The 20699-nt window shown below is 72.6% G+C and carries 15 protein-coding genes and 1 pseudogene; 9 read left to right on the plus strand and 7 right to left on the minus strand.

From position 1 onward, the window contains the following. Nucleotides 1–504 precede the first annotated feature (504 nt). The gene (locus ACIBA9_RS28560; protein WP_399367386.1) at nt 505–4257 is read left to right on the plus strand and encodes a family 78 glycoside hydrolase catalytic domain; all 3753 of its coding nucleotides are present in this window, start codon (nt 505–507) and stop codon (nt 4255–4257) included. Between the two features lie 61 nt (nt 4258–4318). Here the strand turns inward: ACIBA9_RS28560 and ACIBA9_RS28565 are convergent, their stop codons facing one another. Continuing rightward, nucleotides 4319–5962 carry an FAD-binding oxidoreductase gene (locus tag ACIBA9_RS28565; RefSeq protein ID WP_399367388.1) on the minus strand — a complete coding sequence of 548 codons (1644 nt, stop codon included), beginning with the start codon at nt 5960–5962 and terminating at the stop codon, nt 4319–4321. A 70-nt stretch (nt 5963–6032) separates the two neighbouring features. On the opposite strand from ACIBA9_RS28565, the gene ACIBA9_RS28570 reads away from it, so the two are divergent. Further along, the gene (locus tag ACIBA9_RS28570) at nt 6033–6674 is read left to right on the plus strand and encodes a TetR/AcrR family transcriptional regulator (protein ID WP_399367390.1); all 642 of its coding nucleotides are present in this window, start codon (nt 6033–6035) and stop codon (nt 6672–6674) included. Here ACIBA9_RS28570 and ACIBA9_RS28575 read toward each other — a convergent pair. Next, nucleotides 6647–7435, minus strand: coding sequence for an SAM-dependent methyltransferase (locus ACIBA9_RS28575; RefSeq protein WP_399367392.1), 789 nt, complete (start codon nt 7433–7435; stop codon nt 6647–6649). The genes ACIBA9_RS28570 and ACIBA9_RS28575 overlap by 28 nt on opposite strands. A 426-nt stretch (nt 7436–7861) precedes the next feature. On the opposite strand from ACIBA9_RS28575, the gene ACIBA9_RS28580 reads away from it, so the two are divergent. Genes ACIBA9_RS28580 through ACIBA9_RS28590 form a run of 3 tightly spaced genes read left to right on the plus strand, consistent with a single transcriptional unit; the run spans nt 7862 to nt 12033 of the window. Further along, nucleotides 7862–8572, plus strand: coding sequence for a response regulator transcription factor (locus ACIBA9_RS28580; protein ID WP_399367394.1), 711 nt, complete (start codon nt 7862–7864; stop codon nt 8570–8572). Then, nucleotides 8569–10029: a sensor histidine kinase gene (locus tag ACIBA9_RS28585; RefSeq protein ID WP_399367397.1), complete on the plus strand. Its 1461-nt coding sequence runs from the start codon at nt 8569–8571 to the stop codon at nt 10027–10029. Before ACIBA9_RS28580 ends, ACIBA9_RS28585 begins: the two co-directional genes overlap by 4 nt. A gap of 15 nt (nt 10030–10044) precedes the next feature. Next, nucleotides 10045–12033: a glycoside hydrolase gene (locus ACIBA9_RS28590; protein ID WP_399367399.1), complete on the plus strand. Its 1989-nt coding sequence runs from the start codon at nt 10045–10047 to the stop codon at nt 12031–12033. On the opposite strand, the gene ACIBA9_RS28595 is transcribed toward ACIBA9_RS28590, so the two are convergent. Continuing rightward, complete coding sequence (locus tag ACIBA9_RS28595) at nt 11990–13138, minus strand: LysR family transcriptional regulator (protein ID WP_399367401.1); 1149 nt, start codon at nt 13136–13138, stop codon at nt 11990–11992. The two genes, ACIBA9_RS28590 and ACIBA9_RS28595, sit on opposite strands and share 44 nt — an antisense overlap. Before the next feature lie 181 nt (nt 13139–13319). Between ACIBA9_RS28595 and snpA the strand changes: the two genes are divergently transcribed. Further along, nucleotides 13320–14009: a snapalysin gene (gene snpA, locus ACIBA9_RS28600; protein ID WP_399367403.1), complete on the plus strand. Its 690-nt coding sequence runs from the start codon at nt 13320–13322 to the stop codon at nt 14007–14009. A gap of 108 nt (nt 14010–14117) precedes the next feature. Here the strand turns inward: snpA and ACIBA9_RS28605 are convergent, their stop codons facing one another. The 4 genes from ACIBA9_RS28605 to proP form a co-directional block, all read right to left on the minus strand. Beyond that, nucleotides 14118–14546: a hypothetical protein gene (locus ACIBA9_RS28605; protein WP_362156190.1), complete on the minus strand. Its 429-nt coding sequence runs from the start codon at nt 14544–14546 to the stop codon at nt 14118–14120. A gap of 193 nt (nt 14547–14739) precedes the next feature. After that, entirely contained in the window at nt 14740–14934 is a 195-nt protein-coding gene (locus tag ACIBA9_RS28610; RefSeq protein ID WP_399367405.1) for a hypothetical protein, read from the minus strand. 156 nt (nt 14935–15090) lie between these two features. Then, nucleotides 15091–15834: a PepSY domain-containing protein gene (locus ACIBA9_RS28615; RefSeq protein ID WP_399367407.1), complete on the minus strand. Its 744-nt coding sequence runs from the start codon at nt 15832–15834 to the stop codon at nt 15091–15093. 67 nt (nt 15835–15901) lie between these two features. After that, nucleotides 15902–17398: a glycine betaine/L-proline transporter ProP gene (gene proP / locus ACIBA9_RS28620; RefSeq protein WP_399367409.1), complete on the minus strand. Its 1497-nt coding sequence runs from the start codon at nt 17396–17398 to the stop codon at nt 15902–15904. 290 nt (nt 17399–17688) lie between these two features. On the opposite strand from proP, the gene ACIBA9_RS28625 reads away from it, so the two are divergent. The 3 genes and pseudogenes from ACIBA9_RS28625 (at nt 17689) to ACIBA9_RS28635 (ending at nt 20662) form a co-directional block, all read left to right on the plus strand. Continuing rightward, nucleotides 17689–19203 carry an MFS transporter gene (locus ACIBA9_RS28625; RefSeq protein ID WP_399367411.1) on the plus strand — a complete coding sequence of 505 codons (1515 nt, stop codon included), beginning with the start codon at nt 17689–17691 and terminating at the stop codon, nt 19201–19203. Between the two features lie 294 nt (nt 19204–19497). Beyond that, a pseudogene (locus ACIBA9_RS28630) lies at nt 19498–19612 on the plus strand (IS5/IS1182 family transposase); the annotation flags it as partial. A 438-nt stretch (nt 19613–20050) separates the two neighbouring features. After that, nucleotides 20051–20662, plus strand: coding sequence for an NADPH-dependent FMN reductase (locus ACIBA9_RS28635; protein ID WP_399367413.1), 612 nt, complete (start codon nt 20051–20053; stop codon nt 20660–20662). Nucleotides 20663–20699 lie beyond the last annotated feature (37 nt).

Here is a 20699-nt window from a genome sequence, read left to right on the forward strand (position 1 = left end):
GCGCCTCACGGTGCCCGGCCGGCCCCCCCCGTCCCCCCCTCCCGGCGGCCCCCGGTGACTGGGCCCGGCCCCGCCGTCCACCCCGTGGTGCCCCGCCCCGGGGGGGCGCCCCCCCGGGGGGGGCCGCTCCACCCGGGCCGGGACACGGGCCTCCCGCAGGACCCGCTCCCGTGGCCTCCGCGCGGCGTCCGGGTCGTACTCGGCAGGGTCCGGATCGGGCGGCCGGACCCCCTTCACGGCCACACCGCGGGAGCTTGGTCGCGGCCACCGACAGCGACCGCACGGCCCCGCCTGCCGGGCGTCCACCGGGCATCCGGTGCGCCGCACGCGCGGTCACCGACCGGCCGGAGTCGTGCCCGCGGACCGACCGGAATGAGGCCTCGCGGTCTCTTGACGGCTCACACCGACTCTCGTACGTTGCACCCGCACTGACGTATTGAATCGTTTCAATCGAGGCCGCTCCACTGCCTTCCTGCTTCGCCCCCCGCGTGAAGGAGTACTCCGTTGGCCAGTCAGCCCCCTCCCGCCGCGTCCGGCTCGCCCGCGCCCGAAGACCGCGCCCCGCTCAGCCGCCGGCACTTCCTCGGCGCGGGTTCGGCGCTGGCCGCGGGCGCCCTCGCGGCGGGAGCCGTCGGCGCGCTCGCGGGCCGCGCCCAGGCCGCCGGCGGCACACCGCACGCCGCTCCCGTCGGTCTGTCGCCGGCCCGCTGGATCTGGTATCCGGAAGGCGATCCGCGCACCGACGCCCCCGCCGGACACCGGTACTTCCGCCGCGGACTCACCGTCGCCGCGGGCGAGGTGACGGACGCGCAGCTCGTCGTCACGGGTGACGACACGGTCGACGTCTGGCTCAACGGAAAACCTCTCGCGGCATCCCCCAGGGCCGCCCACTCCTGGCGCCAGGCCCTCTACGTGGACCTGCGCCCCGCCCTGGCGGCGGGCGCCAACACCCTCGCGCTGGCGAGCCGGAACCAGGGCGGCCCGGCCGGTGTCATCGCGCGCGTGCGGATCGTCACCTCGGGCGGCACGACCGAGGTCGTCACCGACGACGGCTGGTCGACGGCCAAAACGGTGTCCGACGGCTGGGAGCAGCCCGGCTCCGGCGACGACGGCTGGTCCGCCGCCCGGGACCTCGGCGCCTACGGAACGGCCCCCTGGGGCACCGATGTCGCCGCCCCCGACCTCGCGGCGGCATCGCCGCTGAGCGTGGCCGCCGGCACCGTGGAGCGCCGCACCGCTCCGCTGGGCGTCGGCTCCGCGCGGCCGCGGTTCGGCTGGAGACTGGACTCGACGGCACCGCAACAGCGGCAGGCCGGCTACCAGATCCAGGTCTCGTCGACCCCGGGCGGCACCGGGGACCTGTGGGACAGCGGCCGCGTCCCGTCCGACCGGCAGCTCGACGTCGCCTACGCCGGCGCCCGGCTGGCAAGCCTGACCCGCTACTTCTGGCGCGTGCGCGTCTGGGACACCCAGGGCCGGACGGGCTCGTGGAGCGCACCGGCCTGGTTCGAGACCGGGCTGCTGTCGGCGGACGACGAGTGGCGGGCCGCGTTCATCGGCCGGCCGCAGGGCCCGGACCTGTCGGGGGCGGCATGGATCTGGTACCCCGAGGGCGATCCGGCGGGCGGGCGTCCCGTCGAGACCCGCTACTTCCGGCGCACCTTCGCACTGAGCGGTGCGCCCGCCGGTGCGGCCCTGGTGGTCTCCGGGGACGACACGGCGGACGTCTGGGTCAACGGGACGTTGGTGAGCGCCTCGCCCCGGGTGACCGACTCGTGGAAGAGCGCCGCCCTGGTCGACGTCACGGCCCAGCTCACCGACGGCGCCAACACGATCGCGATCGCGAGCCGGAACTCCAGTCCGTCCCCGGCCGGGATGGTCGCCAAGCTGACGGTGGCGGGCGGCCCGACCGTGGTCAGCGACGCCTCGTGGAAGGCGTACCAGGACGCGCCGGCCGGCTGGCAGGCTCCCGGGTACGACGACGGGGACTGGCCGGCGGCGCGCGCGGTGGCGTCGTACGGTGCCGGCCCGTGGGGGTCCGGTGTGCGCGTCGTCCGGCCCGCGCCGCTGCTGCGCAAGGGCTTCACCGTGCGCGGGCCGGTGGCCTCGGCCCGGCTGCTCACGACCGCGCTCGGCCTCCACGAGACCCGGCTCAACGGCGCCAAGGTCGACGATCACGTGCTGGCCCCCGGCTGGACCGACTACACCAAACGCGTGCAGTACCAGGTCTTCGACGTCACCGCCCGGATCCGGCAGGGAGCCAACGCGCTCGGCGCCTGGCTGGGCAACGGCTGGTACTCGGGCAGTCTTGGCTTCGCCGGCAGCCGGCGCTACGGCACCCAGCCCTGGTACGCCGCCCAGCTGGTCATCACCTTCACCGACGGGACCACCCAGCGGATCCTGACGGACGGGGGCTGGAAGAGCGCGACGGGCGCGATCACGGCGGACGACCTGTACCAAGGCGAGACGTATGACGCCCGGCTGCACGTGGCCGGCTGGGACGGCGCCGACTTCGACGACGCCGGCTGGTCCGCCGCGGTCGTCCGCGACGGCGCCGCGCCCCACCTGGTGGCCCAGGTCGACGCGGGCGTGAGTGTCCAGCAGGAGTTCACTCCGGTGCGGATCACCCAGCCCGATCCCGGGGTGTGGATCTTCGACCTGGGGCAGAACTTCACCGGCTGGAACCGGATCGCGGTCCGTGGCGACGCCGGGACCACGGTCACCGTGCGGCACGGCGAGGTCCTCGACGCCGACGGCCGCCTCTACACCGCGAACCTGCGGTCCGCCCAGGCGACCGACCGGTTCACGCTCGCCGGCACCGGGGACGTGGAGACGTACGAGCCCCGGTTCACCGTCCACGGCTACCGCTATGTCGAACTCGGCGGTCTACCGGCCGACTTCAAGCCGGACGGCGGCACGGTGACCGGGCGCGCGGTGTGGACCGACGTCGCCCGGCCCGGCACGTTCCGCACCTCCGACGCGCTGGTCAACCAGCTTCAGTACAACATCGTGTGGGGTGAACGCGGCAACATGCTGTCGATCCCGACCGACTGCCCGCAGCGGGACGAGCGGCTGGGCTGGACCGGTGACATCGCCGCGTTCTGCGCGACGTCCACCTTCAATCTGGACACCCACGCCTTCCTCGCCAAGTTCGTCGACGATCTCACGGACGCCCAGCGGGCCGACGGCGCGTTCACCGACGTCGCGCCCGCGGTGATCGACGGTGCCGGGACGGCCGGCTGGGGCGACGCCGGAGCGATCGTCCCGTACACGCTGTGGCAGCGCTTCGGCGATCTCACGGTCGCCGACCGGCACTTCCCGGCGCTGGCGACATGGGTGGACTACCTGCGCGGCACCGCCGGCGGCGACCTCATCCGCGACCGGCAGACCTTCGGCGACTGGCTCAACGTCGCCGACGACACCGCGCGGGACATCGTCTGCACGGCCTACTTCGCCTGGTCCGCACGCCTGGTCTCGCGCATGGCCGCGGCCACGGGCCGTACGGCCGAGGCCACTTCGTACGGGCGGCTCGCCGACCAGGTGGCGGCGGCCTTCACCGCGCGCTTCGTCACGGGCGACGGCACCGTGCGCGGCGACACCCAGACCGGCTATGTGCTGGCCCTGGCCTTCGGGCTGCTCCCTGCCTCTCTCGTCCAGCCGGCCGCGGACAGGCTGGCCGCTCGGGTCGCCGCGGCCGACGGGCACCTCAGCGTGGGCTTCCTCGGCGTGGAGAACCTGCTGTCCGTGCTGGTCGAGCACGGCCACACCGACACCGCCTACCGCGTCCTGCTGCAACGCGGGTTCCCCGGCTGGGGTTACATGATCGACCACGGTGCCACCACGATCTGGGAGCGCTGGGACGGCATACGTGCCGACGGCTCGTTCAACGACCCGGGCATGAACTCCTTCAACCACTACGGGCTCGGTTCGGTCGGCGACTTCCTCTACCGGCACGTCGGCGGGCTCGCCCCGGCGAGCCCCGGCTATGCCTCGCTGCGCGTCGCGCCGCGGCCCGGCGGCGGCCTGACCTCGGCCGACACCACGTACGACACCCCCTACGGCACGGCGGCGAGCAGCTGGTCGATCGCCGGCACGCGCCTGACACTGCGGGTCACCGTGCCGGTCGGCACCTACGCCACCGTCACCGTGCCCACCTCGCGGGCGGAGTCGGTCGTCGCCCCCGAACAGGCCGTTCCCGCGGGCTCGGCGAGCTACCACCTGCCCGCCGGGAACCACACCTTCACGGCGGCACTCTGACGGCGCCCCGCCGCGCGTCCGCTCCGGGGGGGCACGGCTCCGGGGCCACGGCGGCGGTGTGTCAGGGCGCCGGGAGGAGCACTCCGGGGTTGAGGACACCGGCCGGGTCCAGGGCCGACTTGGCGGCGGCCAGCGCGGCGGCGAAGGGCGCGGGGCGCTGGCGGTCGTACCAGGGGCGGTGATCGCGTCCGACCGCGTGGTGGTGGGTGATGGTGCCGCCGTGCGCCTCGATCGCCTCCGACACGGCTGCCTTGATGTGATCCCACTGGGCCACGGTGCTCCCCCAGCGGCCGGGGGCGTACACGCCGAAGTAGGGTGCGGGGCCGTCGGGGTAGACATGGGTGAAACGGCAGGTGACCACCCCGGTTCCGGTGACCTCGCGGATGGCCGAGTGCGCCGCCTCGGTGACGGCCCGGTGGAGCGTCTCGAACCTGTCCCAGGTGCAGGCCGTCTCGAAGGTCTCGGCGATGACGGAGTGCCGGGCCAGGGCGTCGCGCTGGTAGGGCATCCGCAGGAACGACGAGCGCCAGGCGTCCGCTGCGGACACCCCGGCCGTCTCCCCACCGGGGTCACCGGCCAGGCCCCGGCCGGCCGGGGCGCGGTCGCCACCCTCGGCCCGGGTCTCGGAGGGCACGGCGGAGGGTCTTCCGCCGTGGTCGCGGCAGAGCTCCAGGGCCTGCTCCAGGCTGTGGCGCACCGGGTGGTCGGCCGACTCGAAGGCGAGGACGAGCATCCCGCCGCGCACGTCGACGCCCGCGTTGAGCAGGGACTCGGCCGCGTCGAGCAGCCGGCAGTTCGCCGGGTTCAGGCCGCTCTGCGCGACGGCCCGGGTGGCCGCCACCGCCGCCGCGTAGTCGTCGAACAGCACGGAGGCTCCGGCGCGCCGGCGGGGCCGCTCGCGCAGCCGCATCCATGCCTCGGTGATGATGCCGAGCGTTCCCTCGCTGCCCAGGAAGAGGCGGTCCGGTGACGGTCCGGCACCGGAGCCCGGCAGCCGGCGCGAGGCGCTCACCCCGCTCGGGGTGACCACGCGCATCGACTCGACGAGGTCGTCGATGTGGGTGTACAGCGTCGCGTAGTGGCCGCCCGCGCGTGTGGCGAGCCAGCCGCCGAGCGTGGAGAACTCGAAGGACTGCGGGAAGTGACGCAGGGTCAGTCCGTGGGGCTTGAGCTGGTTCTCCAGATGCGGGCCGAACACACCGGCCTGGATGCGCGCGGCGCGGCTGGTGTGGTCGATCTCCAGGACCTGGTCCATGCGCCCAAGGTCGACGGTGACCACGCCGGGGTGATCGTCGCACCGCGGTTCGACGCCGCCCACCACCGAGCTGCCGCCGCCGAACGGGACGACGGCGATGCCCTCGCGGGTGCACCAGTCGAGGAGGTCGGTCACCTCGCTCTCGTCGCGGGGCCGTGCGACGAGGTCCGGCACATGGCGCAGTTCCCCGCGCAGGTTGCGCACCACGTCCCGGAACGCCTTGCCGTGCGCGTGCGCGGCACGGTCGGCCGGGTCGGCGGAGCACAGTACGGCGAGCGAGGCGGGCGCGGCCACCCGGGGCCGGGGCAGGTCCAGCGCGGCGATGTCCGGGGGCTCGTGGTCGGTGAGGTCACCCGGCGCCAGCAGCCGTACGCGTGCCAACAGCGCCTGGAGTTCGGCCCCGCGCACCGCGTCCTCGACATTGCCCCATCCCCACCACGACCGCGTCATGACTTCGCGCCCCCTCATTTGACCGCCGGGTAACTTACCGCTCGGTCACATCGTGGGCTAGAGTGCGCCCATGGGCAAGGCCGGCACCAAAGGAGTCTCCCGGGCGGACCGGGAGCGTCAGATCGTCGACGTGGCCGTGGAGGAGTTCGGCAGAGACGGCTACGCGGGTGTCTCCGTCACCGCCGTGGCGCGGCGCGCGGGCATCTCCAAGCCGCTGATCTACAGCTACTTCGACTCCAAGGACGGGCTCTACCTGGCCTGCGTCCACCGGGTCGGCGGGCTGCTGGTGGACGCCGTGGCCGCCGCCGGGTCGCACAGCGGCTCACCCGATCACGCGCTGGACACCCTCGAGGCGATCTTCACGGCGGTCGAGCGGTGCCGGCACGCCTGGTCCGTCCTGTACGACCCGGCCCTGCCGCCGACCGGTGAGGCGCGCGACGCCGTCCACCTCTATCGCGGGCGCCTGGCCGCCATGGGTGCCGCGGGCGCCACCGGGCTGCTGGCCGGGACGGGGGACGGCGACCCGCTCGACCACCAACTCCTCAACCACGTCTGGCAGTACGCCGTCACCGCGGTGATGCGCTGGTGGTCGGAACACCCGGACCAGAGCGCGGCCGAGATGACGGCACGCTGTGGCCGCCTGCTGACCGCGCTGGGGCGCGGGATGACGAACGGGTACGACGCTCAGCGGACGCGCGCGACACCCGCGTAGAGACCGCTGCCCTCGGGGGCGGGAGCCGGGGTGCCCTTGAACCACTCGGTGGCGGTCACCAGGCCCGGCTCGACCAGGTCGAGGCCGTCGAAGAAGCGCAGGACACCGGCGCGGGTCCGGAAGCCCAGCTGTATGCCGCCCTTGGCGTACTCGGCCGTGACCCGTTCCGCCAGCTCCGGGTACAGGTCGGACGCGGCGTGCGACAGCACCAGGTAGCTGCCCGACGGCAGTTCGGCCAGCATGTTCCGCACCAGCTCGTGGGGGTTCTGGTCGTCGCCGATGAAGTGCATGAGCGCGATCAGGGACAGCGCGACCGGCCGGCTGAAGTCGAGGGTCTGCCGCGCGTGCGCGATGATCGCGGCCGGGTCGCGTACGTCCCCCTCGACGTAGTCCGTGACACCCTCCGGACGGCCCACGAGCAGGGCTTCCGCGTGCCGCAGCACGATGGGGTCGTTGTCGGTGTAGACGACCCGGGCCGTCGGCACGATCCCCTGGACGATCTGATGCAGGTTCGGTTCCGTGGGTATGCCCGTGCCGATGTCGAGGAACTGGTCGATGCCCTGTCCGGCGAGCCAGGCCACCGCACGGTGCATGAAGGCACGATTCTGCCGCGCGGCGGCACGGGCTTCCGCGGGGAGTCGCTCCCCGACCGCCTCGTCCACCGGGTAGTTGTCCTTGCCGCCGAGCAGCCAGTCGTAGACACGGGCGGGGTGGGCCGTGCTCGTGTCGATCTGCCGGGTGGTGGGCGTGCCAGACGTCATGGCGGGCTCCGTCGCGCGTCGTGTGACCGGTGAATTGCTGACGATCATCGAGTGTGGCACACCGATATCCCTCCACCGCAAGGCCGTTGGCGAATGCGTTCGCCGGCTCGCGACGGCACCGGCCCGGCGGGCGTCCGGCACGAGACCGAAGGTCGGCAGCGGCCGGCTCGGCCATTCGGATGGGACGCGCAGGGCCGGGGACGTGCCGGGTAAATACCTTCACGTGTACCTATGTACGGGTGCTGTTCGATGAACCCTAGCCGCGGATGACGTCTTCAACGCGGGCCACGACAACACGGTGGGCTCCAACGACTGACGCCGTCACCGGTCCGCGGCGCGGGTCGCCCCCCGCGCCGCGGGCCGTCGGCGCCGCGCACCGGTGGTGCCCGCCCGGTGACCGGGGCCGTGTTTGGCAAGCTGTGCCGCATGAACAGTGCTGGTGAGCGGGCGAGGGCGGCAAGGATCCTGGTCGTCGACGACGAACCCGAGGTGCGCTACGCCGTACAGGACGGCCTCGCGGTGGAGGGCTACGACGTGCGCGGGACGGAGGACGGACTCGGCGCGCTGGCCGCCGTCGCCGACTGGGAACCCGACGCCATGGTGCTCGACGTGATGCTGCCCGGCCTGGACGGGCTGGCGGTGTGCCGACGGCTCCGGGAACTGGGCGACCGCACACCGGTACTGGTCCTGACTGCCCTCGGTTCGGTGCGTGAACGGGTGGACGGCCTCGACGCGGGCGCCGACGACTACCTGGTCAAACCCTTCGCCCTGGACGAACTGGTGGCCCGCGTACGGGCATTGCTGCGCCGCTCCGGGTCCGCCGAACCCTCGGCCGGGACGGAGCTGTCCTTCGCCGATCTCGTCGTCGATCCGGTCACCCGCACCGGGCGGCGCGGCTCACGTGCCGTCGAGTTCAGCCGCACCGAGTTCTCGTTGCTGCAACTGCTGCTCCGCCATCCCGGTCAGGTGCTGCCGAGGAGCGTGATCCAGGAGCGCGTGTGGGGCTGCGACTTCGGCCCCGAGTCCAATTCGCTCGCCGTGTACGTCGGCTATCTGCGCCGCAAGCTGGAGGCCGGGGGCGAGCCCCGGCTGGTGCACACCGTGCACGGCGTCGGCTACCGGCTGGACCTGCCATGAGGCACGTGCCGTGGCGCCGGAGCGCCCGGTCCGGCCGGCGGCCGGAAGGCCGGTGGCCGCGCCGTCGGCTGCGCACCCGGCTGACTCTCGCGGCCTCGGCCGCCGTGGCGGTGGTCGTGGTCGGCGTCTGTGCCGCCGCGTTCCTGGTCATCCGTCACCAGCTGCTGCACCAGCTCGACCTGCACCTGACCCAGTCCGCGCGGCTGGCCGCCCAGCAGTACCGGCGGGATCCGCCGGGCGTCGTCCAGGGAGAGTGCCGGTACCTCGCCGCCCCGGCCTGCACCCAACTGGTCCCCGTCCGGCCCGGCGACGATCCCGCCCAGCCCTATCTGCTGCCCGTCACCGGCGCCACCCGCCAGGTCGCGGCCGGCACGCGCGGCCCGTACTACAGCGAACTCCGCCTCGCCGATCACCGCGCCCGTATGCTCACCACCCCACTGAACGCAGGCCGCGCCCTCCAGGTCGCGGTGCGCGCCGACACCGTCGACCAGGGGGTACGGCAGGCCGCCGGGCTGCTCGCCGCCGTCGGTGCGGCCGGCGTGATCCTGGCCGGTGTGCTGGGTTCGTGGGTCTCCCGCACGGGCCTCGCCCCCGTCGCCCGGCTGACCGCGACCGCCGAACGCATCACCGCCACCCGCGACGCCCGCCACCGCATCGAGCTGCCCACGGGACGAGCGCGTGGCGACGACGAGATCACCAGGCTCGCCGCCTCCTTCAACACGATGCTCGGGGAGCTGGAGAAGTCCGTGACCGCCCAACGCCGTCTGGTCGCCGACGCCTCCCATGAACTGCGCACCCCGCTCACCGCGCTGCGCACCAACGCCGACCTCCTCATCCGCTCCGGCCGGCTGACCGAGGCGCAGCGCGAGCGGGCGGCCACCGCGCTCGGCCGCCAGCTGCGTGAGGTCACCGTGCTGGTCAACGACCTGATCGAGCTGGCCCGCGAGGAGGAGCCGGACCCGCTCGTCGAGGAGGTCCACCTGGCGTCGGTCGTCGCCCACGGGGTGGACTCGGCCCGCGGCCACTGGCCTAACGTGTCCTTCCGCCTGCGGATCGCCCCCGACGCGCACACCGGGACGGTCTCCGGCGTACCCGCGCGGCTGTCCCGGCTGCTGTCGAGCCTCCTCGACAACGCGGCCAAGTTCAGTCCGCCGGACCGCCCCGTCGAGGTCACGCTGGAGCGTGCGGCGGGCTGTCTGGTCCTCGTGATCCGCGACCACGGGCCGGGTATCGCCGCGGAGGACCTGCCCTATGTCTTCGACCGCTTCTACCGTGCCCGCACGGCCCGCGCCCTGCCGGGCTCCGGACTGGGCCTGGCCATGGCCCGTCAGATCGCCCGCGCGCACGACGCCGACCTCACCGCGGAGCACGCGCCCGGCGGCGGAGCGCTCCTGCGGCTGCGCGTACCGGATTCCGCCGCACCCGACGGTCTCTCACAAGTCTCTTATCCCGGGTGACGACAGTGACGGACCATGAAGGCGAGGAAGATCAGGAAAACCAGGAAGAAGATCATCGCGGTGAGCGGAGCCCTCGCGGTGATCGGCGTGGTCGGCACGGCCACCGCGTTCGGCAGCGGCACCGGTGACCGTCAGCGCGTCGAGGCGCGCGCAGGCCGGGTGACCGTCCCCGTGGCCGGCGGACGCGCGGTGGTGGACACCGCGTCCCTGGCCGTACGTGCCCAGGCCGACGACGGCCGCGGCTGGCAGCTGTCCGCGCCCGCCGCCGACAGCCTCGGCCCCGCCGGGGAGGTGTCGGTGCGCGGGGCCGAGGCCATCTGGCGCTACCCGGCGACGGGGTTCACCGTCACGGCGTCCGCGCGCGACGGGCGGCTGGCGGTGTCGGTGCGCTCCGACCGCGAGGCCACCTTGAACTGGCCGGTGACCGGCGGCGACCCGGCCACCCGGGAGCTGCAGATACCGCGGGGCGAGGGCCTGTCGGTGCCGGTCGCCGACCGGTGGTGGAACTCGTCGAGGGCCGGGCTCGCCGGCTCGGAGGCGGGCATGACCGACGGTCTGACCATGCCGTTCTGGGGCACCACCCTCTCGGGACGGCATGGTTCGAGCTACATCGCCGAGTCCGACATCGGCAGCACGCTGAAGTTCGTCTCCGCCGGCGGCCGCCTGCGCACCGAGGCGCGGCACGCGTTCTCGCCGCGGGAGGACACCGAGGAATACAAGATCACCTTCGCGCTGACCGACGGCTCGCCGGTGGCCGCCGCGCGCGACTACCGTGGCTGGCTGACCGGCCACGGCGGCATCACCACCCTGCGCGAGAAGATCGCCCGGAACCCCGGGGTCGGCAAGCTGGTGGGCGCCTTCCACGCCTACACCTGGGGCCAGGCGCGGACCGTCGAGGGTGTACGCCGGCTGCGGGAACTCGGCATCGACCGGATGTGGCTCGGCTACGACGCCGACGATTCCCCCATGGACGCCGAGGCCACGAGCCTCGCCGAACGCTCCGGCTACCTCGTCGGGCCCTACGACTCCTGGGCCAACGCGCAGGATCCGGACTCGGCCGACTCACCGGTGTCGAAGTGGCCGGCCCCGGTGTGGCCGGACGCCTGTGTGCGGGACGCCGACGGCAAGCCGGTCACCGGTTTCGGCGGCCGTGGCTGCTATGTCAGTTCCGAGGCGCTGAGGCGGGCCGAGCCCTCGAAGCACTATCTCGCCGACCGTACCCGGCAGATGACCGCGAACGGTGCCGACAGCTACTTCCTCGACGTCGACGCCGCCGGCGAACTGTTCACCGACCACTCCCCCGCGCATCCGACGACCCAGGCGCGGGACCGCCGCAACCGGCTGGAGCGCATGGCACGGCTGTCCGGCGACCGGAAGCTGGTGCTCGGGTCGGAGAGCGCCGGTTCCTGGGCGAACCGCGTCGTGTCCTTCAGCCACGGTTCCGGCACCCCGGTCGCCGACGGACTGTGGAAGCTGGAGCGGGACCGGGCCACCTGGGGCGGTTACGCGCCCTACGGCGCGCCCGCGATCTACTTCAAGCCCGTCCACCTCCCGGACGACCTCGCCAAGGCGATGTACGACCCGGAGTACCGGGTGCCGCTCTACCAGACGGTGCTGCACGACTCGGTGATCAGCACCGAGCGCTGGGAGCTGTCGTGGTCGAAGCTGCCGGACCAGAGCCGCACCCGCGCTCTGCTGGCGATGCTGTACAACGTGCCGCTCAATCTGGTGCTCGACCAGTCCGAACTGGACCGGCACGGCAAGCGGATCGCCGGGTTGCAGAAGTACTTCGAGCCTTTGCACAAGGCGGCCGCCACCCTGCCGATGACCGACTTCCGCCGGCTGACGCGAGACCACCTGGTGCAGCGGACGACGTTCGGCGACGGCGCCCTGACCATGACCGCCAACTTCTCCACCGCGACGCACGACGGCCTGCCCGGCGGGTGTGTCGACGCGGTGGTCAAGGGCGGCAAGGCCCAGCGGCTGTGTCCGTCCGGTCTGTGAGGCCCCGGTCCGCCGCTCCCGGTGTGGTCCGGCGCGACCGGGGTGTCTGCCTGCCGACGCTCAGGGGCCGCGGCCATGGCGCCGGTACCGGGATGTGTCCCGGTACCGGCTCCGGGTGCGGGTGCGTGGGCGCGGGCCGGTAGGTCCCGGGCGGGGCGGCGCCCGGCGCGTCCCGTACGCGCGTCCGCTCCAGCCACTCCCGGTAGGCGGGTGCCTCCCGGGCCACCGCACCGTAGGCCTGCTCCAACTCGGGGTAGACGTCGTCCAGTTCGGCCTCGGTGCGGGCCGCCAGCAGCAGCCGTACGCCTATCGGGTCGCCCTCCAGGGGGCGGATCGCGAGGTCGGGCCGGGGATGGGCGGTGGGCTGGCTGACGGTGACCACCTCGCCCGTGGCGGCCAGCGAGTAGGCGGTGAGGTAGTCGCCGTGCAGCATCTCGGCCTCCAGGCCCGCCGCCCGCAGCACCCGGCACAGGGCGTCCCACTCGCCGTCGACGGTGGAGTCGACCATCCAGCGTTCCCCGGCCAGGTCGGCGAGCCGCACCTGCCGCCGGGAGGCCGCCGGGTGATCGGCGGCGAGCGTGACGAACTGCGGTTCCCGCTCCACGAGTACGCGCAGGCACAGGCCGGCCGGGATGCGCAGCGGACTGCCCTCGACCTCGTGCACGAAGGCCATGTCGAGCCGGCCCGCGGCCACCATGTCCAGCAGGGCGTTGGCGGACACGTTCATCTGCAACGTCGGTTCGACGCGCGGTATCCGGGTCCGCAGCAGACGCAGCCAGCCCGGGATGGCCCGGCTGGCCGTGGCGCCGATGCGCAGCTGGAACCCGTCGGCGGCCCGGGCGGCCGCCGCCCTGGTCTCGGTGACGATCGCCGCGAACTCCGCCATCATCGGCCTGGCCCGGCTCAGCACCGCCAGGCCCAGCGGGGTGGGCCGGCAGCCCGTGCGGCCGCGCACGAAGAGCTGGGCACCGAGCGCGTGCTCGATGCGCCGCAGCTGGGTGCTCAACGAGGGCTGCGCCAGGCCGAGTTCCCGTGCCGCCTTGTGCAGACTGCCGGTGTCGGCGATGGCGCAGAGGACGCGCAGATGCCTCACCTCGAGCTCCATGGGGGGAGCGTAGGGCGGCGGGCGGCACATCACCAGATGTTCAAGTTCCAACGAAAGTGGACGAGTCGGCCGCCGATAGCCCCGAGCTATCCCCGATTGCCATCATCCGCGGGCCCGTTGCCTGTCCGAGACTCACTGGCAACCGATCGTTCAACCCCACAGGACGAGCAGGAGCCCCCACATGACGCAGTTCCGTACGAGCAGCCGGCCGAAGAACCCCCGGAGACTTCTGGCCCTCGCGCTCGGCCTCGGTCTGGCCACCGCCGCGCTCGGCACCGCGAGCCCGGCGAGCGCCCGGAGCACCGACCAGGCCTACGCCCCCACGAGCGCCGTCGGTTACGTCGGCTCGGCCGCCAAGAGCGGCGACAAGGCGTTCTTCGACGCCGTGCTGAAGTCGGTCGCGAAGCGGCAGGCCGCCCAGCCCTCCCTGAAGGTGGTGACCGTCTACTACAACGCCTCCCAGGCGCCGAGCTTCCGCTCCCAGATATCGAGTGCGGCCTCGATCTGGAACAGCTCCGTGTCGAACGTCAAGCTCGCGGCGACGTCGGGTGGCGGCGACTTCTCCTACTACGAGGGCAGCGACCCGAGCGGGTCGTACGCGTCCACGAACGGCCACGGCAGCGGCTACATCTTCCTGGACTACGCGCAGAACCAGCAGTACGACTCGGTCCGGGTCGCCGCCCACGAGACCGGCCACGTGCTGGGACTGCCCGACCACTACAGCGGCCCGTGCAGCGAGCTGATGTCGGGCGGCGGACCCGGCCCGTCGTGCACCAACCGGTACCCGAACGCAACCGAGCGCTCCCGGGTCAACCAGCTGTGGGCGAACGGTCTCGCCAAGGCCGTCGCGCAGCTGAACAAGAAGGGCTGACCCCACGGGCGTGACGGGCTGACCTCCCCACAGCCCAGCCCGTCCGCACGGTACGGACCGCGGCGCCGACCCGCGGTCCGTACCGTTTCGCATAGTACTGACAGACTGTCAGATACGGCCCTGGGTAAGGCGGGTGAGCGGCCCGTACGTGTGCCGCTCGGCACGGCGGCCCATGGCGTACGACGCGGCGGTCAGCGCGGTCAGGCCCGCGCCCACACCGGCGGTGACCAGCTTGCGGTGGGCGACCACCGTCCAGGCCGTCTTCGCGGTGGAGGCGACCTGGCCCGAGGCCGTGATCACGGCACGGCGGCCCGATTCGACGCCCCGGGCCGCCGTGCGGGCGGCCGAACTCGCCGCCCCGGCCGCCCGCTCGGTGCCGGCCTTCGCGGCCGACATGGCGTCGTCGGTGGTCGTCACGGCCTCCTTCGCCGCACGGCCGGCCGGTGCCGTCGCCTTGCCCGCGGACCGCCGGGCCTTCGCCGCGGTCTCCTGTGCCGGTGCGGACTTCTGCCTCGTGTTGTTGTTGGACTCAGTCATGGAGTTCGCGTTGCCCGCACCCGACCGGGCAAACGTGCCGTTCCCCGCGCGGTCCGCCGGACGCCGGTCGCCCTCGGCTACGACCCTTACCGCCAGGCCGTGGTGACAGCCCGTCAGTAGCCCCCATGACCGGTGACGTCGACCAGGATTGAGCGCCGGCCGAGCCGAGCCGGCCGGGCGGCCGGGCTTCGCCTCACAGGCCCAGATCGACGGCCAGACAGGAGAAGGTCGACCAGGCCCCCTCCGCGTGGAAGGCATCCCTCGTCGGATCGCGCGGTGCGGACATCTTCTCCTCGACCAGATCCTCGTACCGGACGCGCTCGGGCAACGTGCCGAACCGCGCGCGACGCCCGGCCGCGGCGATGTCGTTGACGCTCTGACTCTCCATGCCCGCCAGATTCCCAAGTGGGTGCGTCACCTGTCAAGGCGGTGACGCGACAGTTCTCACACAGAGAAGCGGCCCCGGCGCCGGATCGGGGTCCGGACGGGGCCGCTTCATGTGCCGCGCGCGGCGTGCGAGTGGGGGCGGGGGACGCGCACCGGGTCAATCCTGGTCGACGTGTTCCCGCGTGATCTTGCGGTTGACCGCGTCGATGCCGAAGGTCGTCTTCTTCCAGTCGCCGTTCGTCACGACATCGACGGACCACTCGGGTGTGCCCCCGTGAGTGCCCTGGAGTTCGAGGGCCGTCACCGTGCCCTTGGTCTTGTCGGTGGCGGTCTGGGCGGCCTGCTGGGCGGTCACCGTGGCCTTCTTCAGCCGGTCCGCCAGCTTGGCCCTGTCGTCGTTGTCCTGCTCCGTCTCGGCCTGCGCCTGATCGGCCTTGCCGGTGACCGCGTCGACCCGGACGGTGTGGGCGGTCCCGTCCGCGGTGGCCACCTCGGCCTCCCAGCGGGGACCCTTGCTCCCGCCCTTCAGCTCGATCGAGACCAGCTTCGACGCCGACACCTTCGCCACGGCGGCGCTCAGCGCGTCCCCGTAGCCGACCTTGACCTTCTCGAGCAACGCCTTGCGCTCGGCCTGGTCCCGGGCGAGATTGCCCCCGCTCGCCGAAGCGGACGGGGGCATCGACATCGACATCGAGGCGGACGCGGAGGTCGGCGCCGAGGCGGACGGCGACATCGGTGCCAGCTCGGCCGCCTGGACCGCGGTGGCGCCCGCCGCATTGTCGTCCGCCCGGCCGCAGCCGGTGAGCAGGGCGCCCGCCGCGGTCGCGACACATATCAGGCCGACGCATCGCGCTACGGGAAGTGCGCACTCTGAAGTCGAATCGTCCCTTTTTGTGAGCATACGGACACGTTAAGTGAGGCGCATAGCCTCGGCCACTTGGACCAAGATCCGGCCGCGCGAGAGTGGTTCAGAGCTTGGCCGTGGCCTGCCGCGTCTGCACCAGCTCCGCGGCCTCCTCCTCCGTCTCCACGGAAGGCGGCGAGCCGGCCAGCGGCTTGTTGGCGGTCTCCTTCATGCACAGCACGGCGACGACTCCGACCACCGCCGCGGCCGTGGCGTAGTAGGCCGGCACGAGGTTGGTACCGAAGACGCTGATCAGGGCGGTGATCACCAGAGGTGTCGTCCCACCGAAGACCGAGGTGGAGAGGTTGTAGGCGACCGAGAGCGAGCCGTAGCGGACATGGGTGGGGAAGATCGCCGGCAGCGCCGCCGACATCGTGCCCAGCATCATCACCAGCGAGAGGCCCATCAGGAGGAGGCCGACGGTGATGAGGACGACACCGCCCTGGCGGATGAGGAGGAAGGACGGCAGCGAGAGGAAGAGGAAGCCGAGCATGCCCGCCATCAGCAGCGGCTTGCGCCCGAAGCGGTCCGAGAGCCGTCCGACCTGGTTGATGACGCACATCTGCACGACCATCACCACGAGCAGGATCAGCAGCCCGTGGTTGGTGCCGTAGCCCAGTTCGTCGGACAGATACGTCGGCATGTACGAGAGCAGCATGTAGTCGGTGATGTTGTACGCCGCGACGAGCGCGAGGCACAGCACCAGCGGCCGCCAGTAGTGGGTGAAGATCTTGCCGAGGTCGCCGGTGGCCGATGTCTCCACGGCGTCGGCGGCCTCGGTCGCCTTGGCCTGGCCGCCCTCCAGCTTCTGGAAGGCGGGCGTCTCGTCCAGCTTGAGCCGCAGATAGAGGCCGATCAGACCGAGCGGAGCCGCGACCAGGAACGGGATGCGCCAGCCCCACTGGAGCATCTGGTCCTCGCTGAAGACACTGGTGAGGACGACGACGAGGCCGGAGGCTCCGACATAGCCGGCGAGCGTGCCGATCTCCAGGAAGCTGCCGAAGAACCCGCGCCGCTTGTCCGGCGCGTACTCGGCGATGAAGGTCGAGGCGCCCCCGTATTCACCGCCGGTCGAGAAGCCCTGCACCAGCCGGAAGAAGATCAGCAGGGCCGGGGCCCACAGACCGATGGCGGAGTGCGACGGGATGAGGCCGATGGCGAAGGTGCCCACCGCCATCATGATCATGGTGATGGAGAGGATGCGCTTGCGGCCGACCTTGTCGCCGAGCGGCCCGAAGACCATGCCTCCCACGGGGCGCACCAGGAATGCCACCGCGAAGGTCGCGAAGGAGCTGAGCAGCTGGGCGGTGTCGTTCCCCGACGGGAAGAAGACCTTGCCGATCGTCGCCGCGAGATAGCTGTAGATGCCGAAGTCGTACCACTCCATCGCGTTACCGAGGGCGGCCGCCTTCGTGGCGCGCTTGACCGCCGCCTCGTCGGTCACGGTGATGTCGCTGCGGCGCAGCTTCGGGTTGCGTCGTCTCTCGTTCGCGCGGAACAGCACCCGATGGCGCTTGACTGCGGCGAGATCCAGCGACTCGTCGTTGTCGGTCGCCGCCATGATGAAGTTCCTTTCGCCGATCATTGTCTCGCTGCACACCTGCACAGTTCCGGCCACTCCAAACGGCCCCCTTCGCACGGCGTCGGTACGACTACCCGGGGTGACGACGACCGGCCCTCCACCGGTATCGGACGCCGCCGCGGTGTGTGTCCGCACCCCGTGGGGGAACTTGAGGACTCCGCCAGGTGAACCGTTCGGCGGACCGGCGGGCTGGAGGACCGGCGAACTGGCGGTCCGGGCCGGCGGTTTGGGCTGGCGGTCTGGTTGGGCGGCCTGGCGAAGGGAGCGCGGTGACAGCGTCGGCGGCAGCGGCGGGCGGGCGGAACACGGGCGGTCAGGAGGCCGGGTACGAGCCGGATCCGCAGCGGTGGCGGGCACTGTGGGTCACGCTGGTGGCCGGCTTCATGAGCCTGCTGGACGTGACGATCGTGGCGGTGGCCCTGCCGACCATCCAGCGCGACCTGCACGCCTCCCCGGCCCAGGTGCAGTGGGTGGTGTCCGGGTACGCCCTGACCTTCGCCCTCGCCCTGGTCACCGCCGGGCGCCTCGGCGACGCCCTGGACCGGCGCCGCATCTTCCTGCTGGCCCTCAGCGGTTTCGTGATTTTCAGCGCGGCCTGCGGAGCGGCCCCCGACATCACGCTGCTGGCGGTGGCCCGGCTCGCCCAGGGCCTGGCGGCGGGCTTCATGGCCCCCCAGAACTCGGCACTGATCCAGCAGATGTTCCGCGGCGCCGAGCGTGCCCGCGCCTTCGGCTTCTTCGGCGCGACCGTCGGTATCTCCTCGGCCGCCGGTCCCATCACCGGCGGCGCCATCCTCGCCCTGGCCTCCGGTCCCCAGGGCTGGCGGTGGATCTTCTACGTCAATGTCCCCATCGGCATCCTCGCCGTCCTCCTCGGCCGCCGGCTGCTCCCCCGCACCCGGCGCTCCGGCCGGGGGCAGGTGGACGTGCCCGGCATCCTGCTCCTCGGACTCGGTGTGCTGGCGATCATGTACCCGCTGGTCCAGGCGGACTCCGGCGGGATACGGCGGCTGTGGTGGCTGTTCCTCGTCGGCGCGGCGCTCCTCGTCGTCTTCGCCTGGTGGCAGCGCCGCCTGGTGGCCCGGGGGAGCCAGCCGCTGCTCGACCCGCGGCTGTTCAGCACCGTACGCGGCTATGCCGTGGGCGCTGGTGTGGGCACGCTGTACTTCATCGGCTTCAGCGGGGTCTGGCTGGTCTTCGCGCTCTTCTACCAACGCGGCCTCGGCTTCTCCCCGCTCCGGTCCGGCCTGGCCGTGACGCCGTTCGCGGTGGGTTCGGCCATCGCCGCCGTGGTCTCCGGACGGCTGGTGGAGCGCTTCGGCCGTCTGCTCACCGTGTGCGGTCTGACGGGCGTCATCCTGGGGCTGGGCGGTACCGCGCTGCTGCTGCGTCTGGCACCCCTGGGCATGGCGCCCTGGGTCGCCGCCCCGCTGTTGTTCCTCGGCGGCATCGGCGGTGGCTTCGTGGTCTCCCCCAACATCACCATGACCCTGCGGGACGTACCTGTGCACATGGCGGGCGCGGCGGGCGGTGCCCTGCAGACGGGGCAGCGGCTCGGGGCGGCGGTGGGCACAGCCGCGCTGCCCGGCCTGTTCTATGTGACCCTCGGCAGGAGCGACTATCGGGGGGCGCTCGTCACCGCGATCGGTGCCGGACTCGTCGGCATGGTGGCGTCCCTGGCCCTCGCCACGTTCGACTGGCAGCGTGACCGGCTGAAGCGCGGGCCGCACCAGAAGTGCCCGGACGAGGTCGCCAACAACCCGGTGCACGCCCGACACCCCTGACCGCCCCTCCGCGGGCCGCGCCGGCGGACGATCCACTGGACGGTCTCCTCGCCGTGCGGACCGCACCGGCCACGCGCGACGACGACCCGGAGGAGTCCTGGCCCCATGGGACTGCTCCCGGGACGCTGAGGCCGCCCCTCGGTTCGCGCCGGTGGCGGAATGCTCGCTTCTGCTTCGATGCCAGGCGGGGGTGTTGTCGGCCAAAGTGGATGAGGCGTCCTCGCCGCCCCGGGGGCGTGTGTCCGTGGGGACCGCGCTCGCCCTCGGCCCGCTCCGCGGCCCGGGCGGACGTCCGACGGCTCCCACATCCGGGCGTTGAAGGGGGCCCAAGACGGGACGAAGCCCCGTCGATCGGGGCCGGACTGGCAGCAAGCACCACCTGATTACGGACGCCACCGGCATCCCCCTCACCCGCCCGGCCCCGGCCCTCTCTCCGCGCCGTGCGCCCGCCCCTCCTGACCTTCCCGAGGCACACGCGCCACCGGTTGCCTGGCAGGCGCGTACCTGGGCACTCGGTGCCGGTGCGCGTCACATGGACGCGCGGCGGACGGGAGGCACGAGATGTCTGCGGAATCGGTCGGAAGCATCACACTCCCCTCCGGTGAGGAGATCACGGCGCCCGGGCAGGCACCTGGTACCCAGGCCAGTGCCACCTGGGCCGGCGTGACTCCGAGGCCCCGGACCACGGCACCCGGGATCCCGCGTTCCGGATCACCCGACCACGTTCGGGAGAACCGTGACGCGGCGGATCTCCACCTTCCCACCGAGGCGCTCGACGCCCTCGACCGGGCCTTTCCGCCGCCCAGCGGACCCACGTCCCCGGGCATGCTCTGAAGGAGTTGACAAGATGGCGCGCCCTCCGCTCGTCGTCGGAATGGGGGGTTCACTGCGCACCCCGTCGACCAGCCTCACCGCACTGTGTGTGGCGGTCGAGGGGGCGGCCGAAGCGGGCGCCCACACCCAGGTGATCGACCTCAAGCGGCTGGATCTTCCGTTCTACACGTCCGAGTACGGGATCCCTCCGTCCGCCCGCCGGCTCGCGGACACCGTTCAGGCCGCCGACGCCCTGCTGTGGAGCAGCCCGACGTACCACGGGTCGGTCAGCGGCGCGTTCAAGAACGCGGTGGACTGGCTCGCCCTCCTGGCCGACCACGACCCGCCCTACCTGAGCAACAAACCCGTGGGGCTGCTGACGACCGCCGGTGGAGTGCAGGGTCTGCAGGCGATCAACGCGATGGAGTTCATCGTCCGGTCGCTGCGCGGGTGGGCCGTACCGCTGGTGTTTGCGGTGCCGCGGTCCTCCCGGGCCTTCGATCACGACGGACACCTCACCGACCAGGCGGTTACGGACCAATTGCGCGGCCTCGGCGCGGAGGTGACCAGAGCGGCCCTGCAGTTCCGGGCGGAGGGAACGTGCGACTACGCGCAGGAGCGGCCGTCCGGGGCCGCGCGGGGCTGAGCCCGGCCCTCTCACGCAGGGACCGCCGGGGGGGGTG

The organism is Streptomyces sp. NPDC051452, from assembly GCF_044454765.1.
In the GTDB taxonomy this organism is placed as follows: domain Bacteria; phylum Actinomycetota; class Actinomycetes; order Streptomycetales; family Streptomycetaceae; genus Streptomyces.